Below are 14,330 nucleotides of genomic sequence, written 5' to 3'. Positions count from 1 at the left end.
CCGGATCCGGGGCCGCGCCCTCCCGCAGCAAACCCGCACCATCCCGCAACGACGAAGAAGGTTCCGTTGTCTGTCAAGCACGTCCCACACTGGATCGGCGGCAAGCCCTGGCAGGGGCCGGCCGAGCGCCGCGGCGACATCCACAACCCGGCGACCGGGCGCGTCTCGGGCACGGTCGGCCTCGGCGGACCGGAGGAGGTGGCCGCCGCGGTGGCCGCCGCCAAGGCGGCCTTCCCGGCCTGGCGGGACACCTCGCTGGCCCGGCGCACCGAGGTCATGTTCGCCTTCCGCGAGCTGGTCCGCGCCCACCGCGACGAGCTGGCCCGCCTCATCAGCGCCGAGCACGGCAAGGTCGTCTCCGACGCGCTGGGCGAGGTCTCCCGCGGCCTGGAGGTCGTGGAGTTCGCCTGCGGCATCCCGCACCTGCTCAAGGGCGGCTACTCGGAGAACGTCTCCACCCGGGTGGACGCCTACTCCATCCTCCAGCCGCTCGGCGTGGTCGCCGGGATCACCCCGTTCAACTTCCCCGCCATGGTGCCGATGTGGATGTTCCCCATCGCCATCGCCTGCGGCAACACCTTCGTGCTCAAGCCGAGCGAGAAGGACCCCTCGGCCGCGGTCCGCCTGGCCGAGCTGTGGGCCGAGGCCGGCCTGCCCGACGGCGTGTTCAACGTGGTGCACGGCGCGAAGGAGGCGGTCGACGCGCTGCTGACCCACGAGGACGTCAAGGCGGTCAGCTTCGTCGGCTCCACCCCGATCGCGCGCTACGTCTACTCCACCGCGGCGGCCCACGGCAAGCGGGTGCAGGCGCTGGGCGGGGCCAAGAACCACATGGTGGTGCTGCCCGACGCCGACCTGGACCTGGCCGCCGACGCCGCGGTCTCGGCGGGGTTCGGCTCGGCGGGGGAGCGGTGCATGGCGATCTCGGCGGTGGTGGCCGTCGGCGGGATCGCCGACGACCTGCTGGCCGGGATCAAACAGCGGGTGGCGCGGCTGCGCGTGGGACCGGGGGACGACACGCGCAGCGAGATGGGGCCGCTGGTGACCCGCGAACACCGCGACCGGGTCGCCTCCTACCTGGAGTCGGGGGTGCGCGAGGGCGCGACCCTGGCGGTCGACGGCCGCGTGCACCCGGTGCTCGGCGGCGAACCCGACGGCTTCTGGCTGGGGCCGTCGGTGCTGGACCACGTCACCCCCGAGATGTCGTGCTACCGCGACGAGATCTTCGGCCCGGTGCTGTCGGTGCTGCGCGTCGACACCTACGAGGAGGCGATCCGCCTCGTCAACGCCAACCCCTACGGCAACGGCACCGCCATCTTCACCAACGACGGCGGCGCGGCACGGCGCTTCCAGAACGAGGTGGAGGTGGGCATGGTCGGCATCAACGTGCCCATCCCGGTGCCGATGGCCTACTACTCCTTCGGCGGCTGGAAGAACTCGCTGTTCGGCGACTCGCACGCGCACGGAACGGAGGGCGTGCACTTCTACACCCGCACCAAGGCGGTCACCGCACGCTGGCTCGACCCCAGCCACGGCGGGGTCAACCTCGGCTTCCCCACCAACGGGTGAGGCGTCGGCCCCGACGAAACGGCGGTCTCGCGCACGAATCGACAGCGGGGCTGCGCACCGGAGGGCGGCCGCACACCGGTCGGAGTATCGTGGTTGCCGGTTCACCGCTCCGGGACCGCTGCTCTGCGCCCCGGTCGTCGGTGGAGACCACGAGAGGGTGCGCCTCGTTCCACTCCCCCCTCCGGAACCGGGCGCATGGTGAAGGGATGCTCCGGGCAGCTTCTCCCCCCGGCCCGGAGCACTCCCCTCCCCCTGTCGCCGCGCACCGCCGAGGTGCGCAACGGCGAGCCTGTCCCGGGCGGCGGCGGTTGGCCCGGGGCGGGCCGGGCGCGCTCCGGCGGCGTCGCGTGCGGGCGGACTCGGCGTCGGCCCGCGGGCGGTACGCCCCGGTCAGGGCGTGGCGAGAAGCTGGGGGTCGAAGGGGTCGGGACGGTGGTCGGCGGCCAGGCGCGCGCACTCGGCGCAGCCGTAGACCGGGGTCCCGTCGGGCAGCGTTCCCAGCGGTTGGCGCGGGCGCGGCCACCTCGCGTGGCAGACGACGCAGGCTTCCCCCGTGACCTGCGCGTCGCTGAGTCCTTCCAGGTCGAAGACGTGGCTGTCGTCTTCGTCTGCGGGCGCACTGCGCTCGCACATGATGCCCAGACCGCTCAACGTCCCTACTCCCCCCCGTGGTACAGGACAGTCGCGGATCAGTCAGTGCAGACGGATGTCGGTGATTGGATTCAAGCAGACAGGGTGTGCTCGCCGGATAAAGCAGAGCCAAAACTGTGGCCTTGAGCTTAGGGGTATTGACTCTGTGTAGTCAAAACTGGAATTCCGTACTACAACTTAAAGGGCTAAAAGGGGATAAAGCGCTGGAAGCCAGCGTTACGCCGGGTATCTCGGCACAGTGGTGAAGCGCCGCAACGCCAGGGCGGGATTGACCTTGCGCACCTGCGCCACCCGGGCGGGGTCCGCCTCCGCCACGGCCACGCCCTCCTGCTCGCCCAGGGAGGTCACCACCACCCCCATCGGGTCCACGACCATGCTGTTTCCCGACCCCATCGGCGCGCTCTGCCCCGCCGCCGCGACGTACAGGGTGTTCTCGACGGCCCGGGCGCGCACCAGGAGACGCCAGTGCTCCTCCTTCAACGGCCCCGGAACCCACTCCGCGCCGACCGCCACCACCTGCGCCCCGGCGTCGGCCAGCCTCCGCGTGACCTCGGGGAAGCGCAGGTCGTAGCAGGTCTGTAGGCCGAAGACGAGCCCGTCGACGGAGAACACCGGGGGATCGGTGACCTCCCCCGGGCGCACCACCGCCGACTCGGTGAACCCGAAGGCGTCGTACAGGTGCAGCTTGCGGTAGCACGCCGCCAGCTCGGCGTCGGGGCCGACGGCCACCGTGGTGTTGGAGAAGCGCTCCGGCTCGTCCAGCGCCTCGTTGACCCCCGCCACGACGTAGACGCCCGCCTCGCGCGCCAACTCCCGCAGCCCCGACACGTAGCGGCCGTCCAGGGGCTCGGCCGACTCCACGAACCGGCGGTCGGTGACCGGGGCGGTGAACATCGCGTACTCGGGCAGCACCACCACCCGGGCGCCCCGCCCGGCCGCCGCACGCACCAGTTCGGCGGCCCGGGCCAGGTTCGCCTGCTTGTCCGTCCCCGGCGCGAACTGCGCGACGGCCACCGCGACCATGCCGACCCCCTCAGCCTGCGAGCTTCCCGACGACCGTGACCCTACGCGATCCGCGGGGACACCGGCGCGGCGGGACCGGGGGCGGGCGAGGCGGCCCCCGCACGCCTCACCCGCCCCCGGCCCCGCCGCGCCCCGCGCCTACAGCCGGGCGAACGCCTCCTCCAGGATGGACATCCCCTCGTCGAGCAGGTCGTCGCCGATGACCAGCGGCGGCAGCAGCCGGATCACGTTGCCGTAGGTGCCCGCGGTCAGCAGGACCAGGCCGTTGGAGTGGCAGTACTCGACGATCGGAGCGATCGCCCCCGGGTTGGGGGTCGTGTCGCCTGCGCCCGCCACCAGCTCCAGGGCGACCATCGCGCCGCGCCCCCGCACGTCGCCGACGATGTCGTACCGCTCGGCGAGCGCGTGCAGCCGGGGCAGCAGCACCTCGCCGATGGCGCGGGAGCGCGCCACCAGGTTCTCGCTCTCGATCGTCTCCAGCGCGGCCAGCGCCGCCGCGCACGCGGCCGGGTTGCCGCCGTAGGTGCCGCCCAGGCCGCCGCTGTGGACGGCGTCCATGAGCTCGGCCCGCCCGGTGACCGCGGCCAGCGGCAGGCCGCCCGCGATCCCCTTGGCCGTGGTGATCAGGTCCGGCACGATCCCCTCGTGCTCGCAGGCGAACATGTCGCCGGTGCGCGCGAAGCCGGTCTGCACCTCGTCGGCGATGAACACGATGCCGTGCGCCCGGCAGAACTCCACGAGCGCGGGCAGGAACCCCCGGCCCGGCACGATGAAGCCGCCCTCGCCCTGGATCGGCTCGATCAGCACCGCGGCCACGTTCTCCGGCCCGATCTGCTTGGTGATCAGGTCGACGGCCTGGGCCGCGGCCTCGGGGCCGCAGTTGTCGGGGCCGGTCGGCCAGCGGAAGGGGTAGGCCATCGGCATCCGGTAGACCTCGCCCGCGAAGGGGCCGAACCCCTGCTTGTAGGGCATGTTCTTGGCGGTCAGCGCCATCGTCAGGTTGGTGCGGCCGTGGTAGGCGTGGTCGAACACCACCACCGCCTGGCGCCCGGTGGCGCTGCGCGCGATCTTGACCGCGTTCTCCACCGCCTCGGCGCCCGAGTTCACCAGGATGGAGCGCTTCTCGTGGTCGCCGGGGGTGATCCGGTTGAGCGCCTCGCACACCTCGACGTAGCCCTCGTAGGGGTTGATCATGAAACAGGTGTGCGTGAAGCGGGCCAACTGCTCGCCGGCGCGGGCCACCACCCGCGGGTTGGCGTTGCCCACGTTGGTCACGGCGATGCCGGAGCCGAAGTCGATGAAGCGGTTGCCGTCGACGTCCTCGACGATGCCGCCGCCCGCCCGGGCCACGTAGACCGGCAGGGAGCTGCCCACCCCCCGGGCGACGGCCGCGACCCGGCGTTCGTGCAGCGCACGCGACCTGGGACCGGGGATCTCGGTGACGATCCGGCGCTGCTGCGGGAGCTCCGCGTGCTCAACGGCCATGGCTTCCTGCCCCTCCTCGTGGTGGCGGCTCGACCATCCGGGCTTATGGACTGAACAGTAAGCCGAACGGCAGGTGGATTCCCTCGCCAGGATGGATAGGATTTCAGGGCGTTCTTGGCCTTTTTGGCAGAACTGCGGTCCTGACGGCCCGAAACCGGCAAACAAGGGGTGAGCGTGCCGCCTTCCCTGGGAGCGATCCTGCGCACTCCGCGGCTGCGCCTGCGGTTGCTCAACGGCGCCGACAAGCTGGACACCCCGGTGCGCTGGGTGGCGGTCAGCGAGCTCACCGACCCCACCCCCTACCTGGAGGGCGGGGAGCTGCTGCTGACCACCGGCATGCGCTGGACCCACGAGCCCGACGCGGCGCGCAGCTACGTGCGGCGCCTGGTCGACCGCGGGGTCGCCGGGCTCGGCTTCGGCCTCGGCGTCGTGCACGACCAGGTGCCTGCCACCCTGTCCGAGGCGGTCGCCCGGTTCGACCTGCCGTTCCTCGCGGTGCCCCGCCAGACCCCGTTCATCGCCATCGGCAAGGAGGTCTCCCGGCTGCTGGCCCGGGAGGAGTACGAGGGGCTGACCAAGGCGTTCGCCGCGCAGCGCCAGTTGACGCGCGCCGCGCTGCGCGGCGCCGAGGCGGTGGTGGACCGGCTCCACGCGGAGCTGGACGGGGGATGGGTGCTGCTGCTCTCCCCGGGCGGCGCGCCGCTGCACGCCCGCCCCGCCCAGGCCAGTGCCCACGTCCCGGACCTCGCCGAGGAGGTGCGGCGGCTGCGCGGCCTGCGCCGCCCCGCCAGCGCCTCGCTGGCGGCCGCCTCCGGACACGTCACCGTGCAGCCCCTGGGCGTGTCCGGACGGGTGCGCGGCTTCCTCGCGGTGGGCAGCCCGCACCCGCTCGGCTCGGACGAGCGGACCCTGGTCAACGCCGCCGGCTCCCTGCTCTCCCTGGAGCTGGAGCGCGGCCGTCCCGCCGCCTCGGAGCGGCTGCGCAGCGGACTGCTGGAGGCCCTGCTGGGCGGGGCCGTGAGCGTGTCCGGCCCCGGGACCGAGGCGCTGCGCGCGGCCCTGCCCGCGGAACCCGTGGTCGTCGTGGCAGCCGAGGAGAGCCCCGCCGCCGTGTCCTGGGGGCGCGACGAGGAGGACGGACTGGCGGCCGTGCGGGACGGGCGGTTCGTGTTCCTGGGCAGCGCCCGGTCCGACCCGGGAGGCCGCCTGGCCGCGTTCACGGGCGGACCGGTTGGGCGTGAGCGGGGAGTCCGGCTACGAGGAGCTGCCCGAGGCGCTGGCCCAGGCCGAACGGGCGCTGGAGGTCGCCCGGCGCGACCACTTCGGGCTGGTCCGCCACGCCGACCTGCCGGTCGGGTTCCTCGGACTGCTGGACACCCCCGCGGGGGAGGGCACGGCGCGGCGGCTGCTCGCCCCGCTGCACGGCCACCGGTCCAGCGCCGAACTGCTGGCCTCCCTGCGCGCCTACCTGGCCGCGGCGGGCCGCTGGGACGCCGCGGCCGAGTCCCTGGGGATCCACCGGCACACCCTGCGCTACCGGATCGCGCGCATCCGCGAGCTGCTCCCCGGCGACCTGGACGACCCCGACTACCGGGCCGAACTGTGGCTGGCCCTGCGCATGACCGAGCGGGGGTGAGGCGGGCCGGGCGGCGCCGGTTTGCTCCTCCTCTGCCGTCGCCTGCCCGAACCTGGGGAGTTCTTCGCGAAAGCCGCTCTGACCTCATGTTTTGTTCGCGGTTGGGCTCTGTCGGCGGAATGTCGGACCGGGTGTGCTGTGTTCAAGGTCACAAGAAGACAGGACGGGAGGTCCGGAACGCGAGAAGGCAGAGCATCCGGAGGGGCGATGGTCGGGCGGGTACTGCGGGCGTCGGCGGCGGCAGCGGGCGTGCTGGCGGGCCTGCTCCTCGGCGCTCCCACGGCGGCGGCCGAGCCGGAGGACGGGGGCGGGGCCTGCCTCGCCGAGATCCGCGAGGCCTGGGAGGACGCGGAGCCCTACGTCCACGACCGGGTCACCGGGGTGCTGCCCGAGGTCACCCCCGACGCCGTGGCCGACGCCTTCGCCGACGACCGCTCCGTCCGGGTCGCCGTGCTGCCGGGGGAGGACGCCGCAGCGCAGGAGCTCGCCTCCCAGGTGCACGGAGCGCAGGAGCGGCGGACCGTGGTCCTCTACCGCTGGGACGGGCACGCCTTCCAGGTCGACGCGGGCGCCGCGGGGCCCCGGGGCGTCGGCGGCCGGCTGCTGGAGGACCGGGTCGCCCCCGAGGACCTGCTCTCCCACATGGAGACCCTGTCCGCGGCCCTGCGCGGGGAGGTCACCTCCGCGGCCGCGCAGGCGCTGGCGCAGACGCCGCTGTACGCGGCCCCCGGCCTGGCGACCGACCTCACCCCGCAGCGGACCGAGGAGCTGGCCGAGCGGCTGGCCGCGCTGCCGGACGGGGTGCGGGTGGCGCTGCTGCCCGGCGAGGCGGTCGCCTACGAGAGCGCGGTGCTGCACCGGGGCTCCGGCAGCGTCGCCGATCTGGTGCAGGGGGAGCGCGACGCTCCCGTCGTCGTCTACCTGGTGGACGAGGAGGGGAACGTGGTCGCCGGGTCGGTGGGCGGCAGCGCTGCCGCGAGCCGGTTCGGCCCGCGCGGGGCCGTCCTGGCCAGGATCGCCGAGGACGCCCGGCGGGACGGCGGCAGCGCCACGGCCACGCTCACCGGCCTGCTGGAGCGGCTGGAGGAGACGTCCGACGGGGAAGGCCCTGCCGGGCGCGCGGCCGACGCCCTGCGCCACGCCGGCCCGTTCCTGCTCCTCGTGGGCGCGGTCCTGGCGCTCGTGGTCCCGGTGCGGCGCGCCGAGGCGCAGGCCGCCGCCGAGGACGACGGCGATTCCGCTCCTCCGCCGGAATAGTCCCGTTTTCGGGGCGGTTTTCCCGTGTCGCGGCGGTGCGGTGCGGCCGGTTTTCTGCCGGGCCGTCGCGGCGGACGCGCAGACGGCCTTTCCTCCGTCCCGGTGCAGAAAAGGAGGGATTCGGGAGGAAAACCGTCGTCCTCCGCCGTCGTGGCGGACAGAAAGGGTTAACAACGCTTTTTGCCCGTGTCGCGGACAAATGCGGTCAGGAATGGCTTTTCTGCGCCGGAATTCCGCTGCCGGGCCGCGGAGCCGGGGCGGGCGCCCGCCGTTCCCGCGCGGGTCCCAGGGGTGCCCGCCGGTGCAGAAGCCCAGGATCAGGCGGTCGGCGTCCGCCGCGCACCGGGAGCGGAAGCGGTCCCAGGGGGCGGCGGAGTGCGGGGCGGGGCGGTGAAAGGACCGCGGAGGCGGCCGCGGAACCGGAATCGGGTCACGGTATGGGGTGATCCCCGGCCCGGACGGCGCGAACGACCCCTACCCGGGATTACCGTTGTTCACACATGGTGGTGCGTTCCGGCGCGGAAAATCGGTCCGGAAATTTTTCCCATACGCATCACACATGGAACGACCGGTCGCGAGAATGCGATGAGTTGCTTTGGGTGACTAATTCGTCACTTGACGGTCCGATGAGGTCGGTCAGTGGGAGCAGAGGTGTCACGTGCGGTTATTCCACACATTTCCTCCACCGTTCACGCCGCGGGCGCGCTACGGGGTGGGACGGCGATGAGACCTCGGACACGCAGGGCGCTGCTCGTGGCGGCCACCCCCGCCCACGGGAGCGCCTCCGGAGCCGAAGCGGGGGTGCGGGAGGAAGTCGAGGCGCTGGGATCGGCGCTGACCGACGCGGCCTTCGACGAGGTGCGCGCCCTGGACGACCCGGGACGCACCCGGATGCTGGAGGAGGTGCGCTCCTTCTTCGCGGTGGCCGAACCGACCGACGTCCTCCTGCTCGCGCTGCACGGCACCGTGGTCCGGGGCAGCGACGGCGCGGTGTGCTTCCCCACCGCGCCGGGGCGCCGGTTCGCCTCCGGGGCCGTGCGGCTGGACGCCGTGAGCGAGGTGATCCAGTCCTCCCCGGCCCGCGCCACGGTCGTGCTGCTGGACTGCGGATACAGCGGCTGGTTCGACGACGGGCCGGACGGCTGCACCCTGACGGTCCCCCAACTCGACCTGCGGCGGTCGTTCCCCGGGGAGGGCTGCACGGTCTTCGCGGCGGCGGGCGGGCACCGCGGCGCCGAACCGCTCAGCCTGGGCGTGGCCCGGGCGCTGCGGGGGGCCGCGCCCGACCGCGACGGCGACGGCTGGATCGACACCGCCGACCTCGACGAGTACCTGCGCCGCAACAGCGCCGCCGACCACGGCCCGGTGCTCGTCACCGAGGCGCCCCCCGTCCCCCTGGCCCGCCGCCCCTGCGGGCCGGCCTCCGCCGGGTGGTCCGCAGGGCATGAGGCCGGCCCCGACCCGCGCTCCCTGCTCACCGACCTCGCCGAGGTCGAGGGCCTGGACGTGGCCAGGTTCGGCGACACCGCGCTGGCCAGCCTCACCCACGTGCCCGAACCCGGGCGGGCCGAACCGGCCATCCCCGTCAGCGCGGTCCCGGTGAGCGAAGCCCACCACAAGGCGGTGGAGTCGGCGATGACCCGGCGGCTCACCGTCGTCGCCGCCCCGCCCGGAAACGGGGCGGGGACACTGGCGACCGCCGCCGCGCACACGGCCGTCGCCTCCGGGCAGAGCGTGCTCTTCGTCGCCTCCGACACCGCCTCCGCCGACGCCTTCACCGTCGACGTCCGCACCGAGCTGGAGACCGCGCACCTGGTCGCGGGCGGAGCGGTCGCCGTGCCCGCCCGCGGCGGCGCCCGCAGCACCCTCCAGGAGCGGCGCGCGCTGAAGGAGGAGGAGACCGAGGCGCGCACGGCGCTGTACCGGGACTGGGCCGCGGTGTGCGTGGCCCGCGCCGCCATCGACGCGATCGCGCGCATCGAACGCGACCTGGCGCTGCTGGCGGAGGCCCGCGGGCAGATCATCGCGGCGGGCTGGGACCCCGGGGCGCTGTTCCGCGGCAGCAGCCCTCAGGAGTGGCTGCGGTGGGGGGAGCAGGCCGCCCAGCGCTTCCCCCTCCGGCCGCTGCGGCGCTCCGGCGCGTGGCGCAGGCTGGCCGCCGCCGCCGACCCGGCCGTCCTGGCCCGGGTGTGCCAGATCGCCCGGGTGGAACAGGAGTGGCGCACCGTCCTCGACACCCGGCGCCGCGCGACCTCCCTGGAGGAGCTGTACGCCGACCTGGTGGCGGCCCTGGAGGCGCACCGGCGGTCCAGCGCCGCCTACCTGGCGGCCCGGGCGCGGGCCCGCGGCACGGACGACACCGGGGCCACCGCCCCGGTGTGGGCGGTGGCGGTGGGCCGGGCCCACGAACTGCCGCCCCGGGCCGGCATGTTCGACCTGGTGATCGTGGACCGCGCGGACCGCTGCGGCATCGGCGAGGTGCTTCCGCTGCTCTACCGGGCCCGCCGCGCACTGGTCATCGGCGACCCGGCCGCGCCCCCGCCCGTGGTCGGCGCGAACGGTCGGGGACCCGGCACGGTCCCGTCCGCCTACCGGGCGCTGGCACGCGTCCGCACCGAGACCGGGGGACGGGTGCTCTGGCTCGACGAGCACGACCGGTGCCAGCCGGCGATCGCGGCGCTGGCCGACCGCTACTGCTACGGGGGACGGGCGACCGTGCTCACCGACCCCTGGAGCCTGCCCGGCGACGCCGACCGGCCGGTGCAGTGGCACGACGTGACCGGCGAGTACGAGGAGGAGGACGGAGGCTCCTACGTCAACCGGGAGGAGGCGCACCGGGTGGCGGCGGTGCTGACCGCGCTGGACGTGCGCCTCCCCCACGGGGCGACCGTGGGGGTGACCAGCCCGTTCAGCGGACAGCGGGACCTGCTGGGCCGGTTGACCGGCCGTCGGCGCTACTCCCGCCGCATCCGGATCGACAGCCCGCACGCCTTCGGCGCGCAGCCGTGCGACGCGCTGGTGGTCTCCCCCGTGCTGAGCGGCTCCACCCCGCACCGCACGGTGGCCCGGACGCTGGCGGGGGCGCAGTGGTGGCACCCGCTGCTGACGGGGGCGATCGCGCAGCTCGTCGTCGTGGGGGACCGCCGGTTCTGGGAGGAGGGCGGCGGGGTCCCCGCGGCGGTGGCGGAGGCGGCCGCGACAGGGACGGGCGAGGCGGACGGACCGGCCGTGCCGCGCCCGCTGCTCCAGGCGCTGGGCGACCTGTCCGCCGAGGTCGAGACCGGAGCGGCGGTGGCGGGCTACCGGGTCGACCTGGCCGTGGCGGCCCCCGGCGGACGGGTCCTGGTCCTGGTGGACCGCACCCGCGACGGCCGCGGCCTGCGCCGCCTGCTCGACCGCCAGCAGCGGCTGCGGGAGGTGACGAACCTGCCCGTGCTCCGCGTCCCCCTCTGGCGCTGCCTCCACGACCCCGTGGACCTGGCCAAGGAGATCCTGCTCGGCCGGGCCTGAGGGGCCGGGAGCGTGCCCGGGGGCATGTCCGGGACCGGGGAGGGGACCGGGTAGGGTGCACAACCGCCGGAGGGGCCGCGGCGGGCGGCCCCGACGAGCGGAGGAGGCGACGACACGGTGCCCGAGGGCCACACGCTGCACCGGCTGGCGATCCACTTCACCAAGACCTACGGCGGGCAGCGGCTGCGCGCCACCAGTCCGCAGGGGCGGTTCGCCGAGGGGGCGCGGCGGATCGACGGACGGGTGCTGGGCGGGGCCGAGGCCCACGGCAAGCACCTCTTCCTCGGCTTCGACTCCGGCGAGTGGGTCCGCGTCCACCTCGGGCTGTACGGGGCCTGGACCTTCGGCGACGCCGACGGCGAACGCTACCTGGGCGCCCCGCGGGCCGACACGGACACCGCGTGGACGCTCCGGCGCGACGCGGAGGGGTTCGCGGTCCCGCCGCCGCCCACCGGAGCGGTGCGGCTGCGGCTGGTCGGCGCCGACGGCTGGGCCGACCTGCGCGGCCCGTCCGCCTGCGAGGTGGTGGACCCCGAGGGCAAGCGGGCGGTGCAGGCCCGGCTCGGCCCCGACCCGCTGCGCGCGGACGCCGACCCCGAGCAGGCGTGGCGGAAGGTCAGCAGGTCCCGCACCCCGATCGCGGCGCTGCTCATGCGCCAGGACGTGGTCGCCGGCGTGGGCAACATCTACCGCGCCGAGTCGCTGTTCCGCGCGGGGATCGACCCCTACCGCGCCGGACGCGACCTGGACCGCGCCCGGTGGGAGGAGCTCTGGGCCGACCTGGTCCGCCTGCTGCACGCCGGGGTCCGGGACGGCCGGATCGTCACCACCCACCCCGAACACCGGGACGACCCCGTGCCGGAGCTGCCGTCCCGGGAGGACGCCTTCTACGTCGCCTACCGCACCGGGCAGCCCTGCCGGGTCTGCACCACCCCGGTCCGCTCCGCGGAACTGGCCGGGCGCGTCCTGTACTGGTGCCCGGGCTGCCAGACGGGGTGAGCCCGCCTCAGCGCGGGGAGACCTCGCTGGTGACCTCCCAGGCGATCTCCTCGGCGAGGTCGTCGGTGAGCTCGGCGCCGGCCAGGCGCTCGGCGAGCAGGCGCGCGTGGTAGACCGCGCGCAGCCCCTTGGCCAGCGCCTCCGCCGCGCTCATCACGGCGTAGTCGTCCCACAGCTCCGGGTCGACCGCCAGGACCGCGATGTCGTCGTTGTACGGGATCGCGTCGGGCTCGTGCGCCTCGTACAGCTCCCGGATGTGCTCGGCCTCGACCACGGGCACGTCGCGCTCGGCGAGGTAGACCTCCTCCAGCGCGTCGGCCTGCTCGGGCTCCAGAGCGGCGGGGTTGTAGCCGAAGTCGGCCGCGTGGGCGGCCAGCCGCTCGGCGATCGCCGCGATCTGCCGCTGCACGGCCTCGGCGCTGGCGGGCCCGTAGCCGGAGTTGCGGATACGGCCCGCCAGCACATGGACATCCACTGCTGCTCCCCTCCTCGGTGATCGTGGCGTCAGGGGTGTGAAACCGCAGTCAGATGGCCATTATCGACCCGCCCGAGCGGGTCAGCGCCCCTGGAGCGCGTCGACCGCCACCGCCATGGCGATCACCAGCCGCCGGTCGACGTGCGGGCTGGGGATCTCGATGGTGTAGCGGTCGCGGATGCCCCACTTCTTGTCGATCGAGAACATGACCTGCCCGTTGAGGACGAAGTCGAAGTGGTAGGGCACGAAGGCGAGCGCCTCGATGAAGCGGCGCAGCACGGCGAGCGCGACGTCGCGCTCCTGGCCGGTGATCTGCCCCAGGTTCGGCTGCTCCAGGTGCCAGGTGGAACGCAGCAGGGACTGCTTGAAGTCCTTGCGGAACAGTCCGATGGGGGTGCCGGAGGCGTCGAAGACGTCGTAGGTGGCGCCCAGGTCGATGACGTTGCGGGCCTTGAACCCCAGGACCGGGTACTGCTTGGTGTCGTCGGTGTAGAGGGTCACCTGCTCCTTGAGGGCCAGCCGCTTCTGCTGCGCGAAGGCCAGCAGCTCCCCCTCGCTGCCGTCGGGGAGGACGGCGTGGAACTCGTACTGGTTGACCATCGGGCGGATACGCTGCCGCATGATCATCCGCGGCAGGCTCTGCAACTGCTGAAAGTCCATGATCGCCTTTGTTCGGGTTCGGTCGCGGGGGATTGACGAACCCTCCGATGAGGCGACGCGGTAGATAGTTCCTTTTTCTGGCCTTTGATGTTCTTTTGTTATTTCTGTGACCAGGAGGATTCCGCGGTCGGCCGCGGCGGGGGAAGGACGGGAAGCTCGGCCGCGCGCAGCAGCCCGGTGAACCGCTCGGCGTTGCGCACGGCGTAGTCGCGCAGGCAGTTGTTGAACAGCACGTGCACCGAGGCGGCCCGCTCGGCCAGACGGCCCACCCGGGGCACCCACTCGGCCAGCTCCTCGTCGGAGTAGCGGTAGCCGAACCGCCGCCGCTTGTCGCCGCCGGCCCAGTGCTCGGAACGGCCGTGGAACCGCACGACCGCCAGGTCGGAGACGGCCTCGGCCACGGGCGGCACCGAACTGGCGTGGCCCTGCGGCATGTCCACGCACACGTAGGGCAGGCCGTGCCCGCGCAGGAAGGCCAGGGTCCGCTCCCGGTGCCCGGAGTCCAGCCAGGTGCGGTTGCGGAACTCCACGCACACCCGCAGCGGCGCGCACCGGTCCCGGCACTCCAGCAGGTAGCGCAGGGTGTCCTCGCCGTAGGGGAACCACTGCGGGAACTGGAACAGCACCGCGCCGAGCCGCCCCGCGCGCCGCAGCGGCTCCAACGCCCCGCGGAAGCGGTCCCACACCTGCTCCACCAGGTCCGGGGCCGCGGCGTGCAGGTAGAGGACGCCCCTGCGGTTGACGGCCCCGGCCGCCGCGCCGCGCAGCTCCACCGGGAGCGCGGACACCCGCGTCGGATGGTGGGTGAGCAGGGAGAACGCCTTGACGTTGAAGGTGAACCCGTCCGGGGTGCGCTCCGCCCACAACTGCGCGACCGGCGCCCTGGGCAGCGCGTAGTAGGCGGAGTCGACCTCCACGACCGGGAACCGGGAGGCGTAGTAGCCGAGCCGCCGCTGCGGGGTGGTGGCGTCGTCCGGATACCAGCCGGACCCGATCAGCGAGGGGTCCGTCCACGACGCCGTGCCCGTCCTGATGTCGCCCATGGGACGCCGCTGCCCGCCACGG

General features: G+C 74.0%; 10 protein-coding genes and 1 pseudogene. 5 read left to right on the top strand and 6 right to left on the bottom strand.

Annotated features, from left to right (window positions below; translation table 11 throughout):
* Nucleotides 1-66 precede the first annotated feature (66 nt).
* Entirely contained in the window at nucleotides 67-1,569 is a 1,503-nt protein-coding gene (locus AC529_RS01720; RefSeq protein ID WP_068753162.1) for a CoA-acylating methylmalonate-semialdehyde dehydrogenase, read from the top strand.
* 390 nt (nucleotides 1,570-1,959) lie between these two features.
* Here AC529_RS01720 and AC529_RS01715 read toward each other — a convergent pair whose 3' ends face one another.
* The 3 genes from AC529_RS01715 to gabT form a co-directional block, all read right to left on the bottom strand.
* Nucleotides 1,960-2,211 (bottom strand): hypothetical protein, encoded by a 252-nt coding sequence (locus AC529_RS01715; protein WP_157080072.1) that lies wholly within the window; start codon nucleotides 2,209-2,211, stop codon nucleotides 1,960-1,962.
* A 225-nt stretch (nucleotides 2,212-2,436) separates the two neighbouring features.
* On the bottom strand, nucleotides 2,437-3,243 hold the full coding sequence (locus AC529_RS01710; RefSeq protein ID WP_068753161.1) for a carbon-nitrogen hydrolase family protein: 807 nt from the start codon (nucleotides 3,241-3,243) through the stop codon (nucleotides 2,437-2,439).
* Nucleotides 3,244-3,381: 138 nt separating this feature from the next.
* Complete coding sequence (gene gabT, locus AC529_RS01705) at nucleotides 3,382-4,728, bottom strand: 4-aminobutyrate--2-oxoglutarate transaminase (RefSeq protein ID WP_068753160.1); 1,347 nt, start codon at nucleotides 4,726-4,728, stop codon at nucleotides 3,382-3,384.
* A 174-nt stretch (nucleotides 4,729-4,902) separates the two neighbouring features.
* On the opposite strand from gabT, the pseudogene AC529_RS21290 reads away from it, so the two are divergent.
* From AC529_RS21290 to AC529_RS01685, 4 genes and pseudogenes are all read left to right on the top strand, one after another.
* Nucleotides 4,903-6,364, top strand: a pseudogene (locus AC529_RS21290) (PucR family transcriptional regulator).
* A 207-nt stretch (nucleotides 6,365-6,571) separates the two neighbouring features.
* Nucleotides 6,572-7,621, top strand: coding sequence for a hypothetical protein (locus AC529_RS01695; protein WP_068753159.1), 1,050 nt, complete (start codon nucleotides 6,572-6,574; stop codon nucleotides 7,619-7,621).
* 723 nt (nucleotides 7,622-8,344) lie between these two features.
* The gene (locus tag AC529_RS01690) at nucleotides 8,345-11,131 is read left to right on the top strand and encodes a DEAD/DEAH box helicase (RefSeq protein ID WP_068753158.1); all 2,787 of its coding nucleotides are present in this window, start codon (nucleotides 8,345-8,347) and stop codon (nucleotides 11,129-11,131) included.
* Nucleotides 11,132-11,248: 117 nt separating this feature from the next.
* Nucleotides 11,249-12,130 (top strand): Fpg/Nei family DNA glycosylase, encoded by an 882-nt coding sequence (locus AC529_RS01685; protein ID WP_068753157.1) that lies wholly within the window; start codon nucleotides 11,249-11,251, stop codon nucleotides 12,128-12,130.
* A gap of 7 nt (nucleotides 12,131-12,137) precedes the next feature.
* Here AC529_RS01685 and AC529_RS01680 read toward each other — a convergent pair whose 3' ends face one another.
* From AC529_RS01680 to AC529_RS01670, 3 genes are all read right to left on the bottom strand, one after another.
* Nucleotides 12,138-12,605 carry a hypothetical protein gene (locus tag AC529_RS01680; protein WP_068753156.1) on the bottom strand — a complete coding sequence of 156 codons (468 nt, stop codon included), beginning with the start codon at nucleotides 12,603-12,605 and terminating at the stop codon, nucleotides 12,138-12,140.
* Between the two features lie 81 nt (nucleotides 12,606-12,686).
* Complete coding sequence (locus AC529_RS01675) at nucleotides 12,687-13,265, bottom strand: LURP-one-related/scramblase family protein (protein ID WP_068753155.1); 579 nt, start codon at nucleotides 13,263-13,265, stop codon at nucleotides 12,687-12,689.
* 98 nt (nucleotides 13,266-13,363) lie between these two features.
* A partial coding sequence (locus tag AC529_RS01670) for a DUF72 domain-containing protein (RefSeq protein WP_232306523.1) occupies nucleotides 13,364-14,330 on the bottom strand: 967 nt, incomplete at its 5' end.

Source organism: Thermobifida cellulosilytica TB100, assembly GCF_001517975.1.
In the GTDB taxonomy this organism is placed as follows: Bacteria; Actinomycetota; Actinomycetes; order Streptosporangiales; family Streptosporangiaceae; genus Thermobifida; species Thermobifida cellulosilytica.
The sequence above is the reverse complement of the archived record's forward strand: the minus strand, read 5'-3'. Positions and strand labels throughout refer to the sequence as shown.

Excerpts from the sequence above, each read along its gene's own strand:
- AC529_RS01710 (WP_068753161.1), bottom strand. The coding sequence starts at position 3,243 with ATGGTCGCGGTGGCCGTCGCGCAGTTCGCGCCGGGGACGGACAAGCAG.
- gabT (WP_068753160.1), bottom strand. The coding sequence starts at position 4,728 with ATGGCCGTTGAGCACGCGGAGCTCCCGCAGCAGCGCCGGATCGTCACC.
- AC529_RS01695 (WP_068753159.1), top strand. The coding sequence starts at position 6,572 with ATGGTCGGGCGGGTACTGCGGGCGTCGGCGGCGGCAGCGGGCGTGCTG.
- AC529_RS01690 (WP_068753158.1), top strand. The coding sequence starts at position 8,345 with ATGAGACCTCGGACACGCAGGGCGCTGCTCGTGGCGGCCACCCCCGCC.
- AC529_RS01675 (WP_068753155.1), bottom strand. The coding sequence starts at position 13,265 with ATGGACTTTCAGCAGTTGCAGAGCCTGCCGCGGATGATCATGCGGCAG.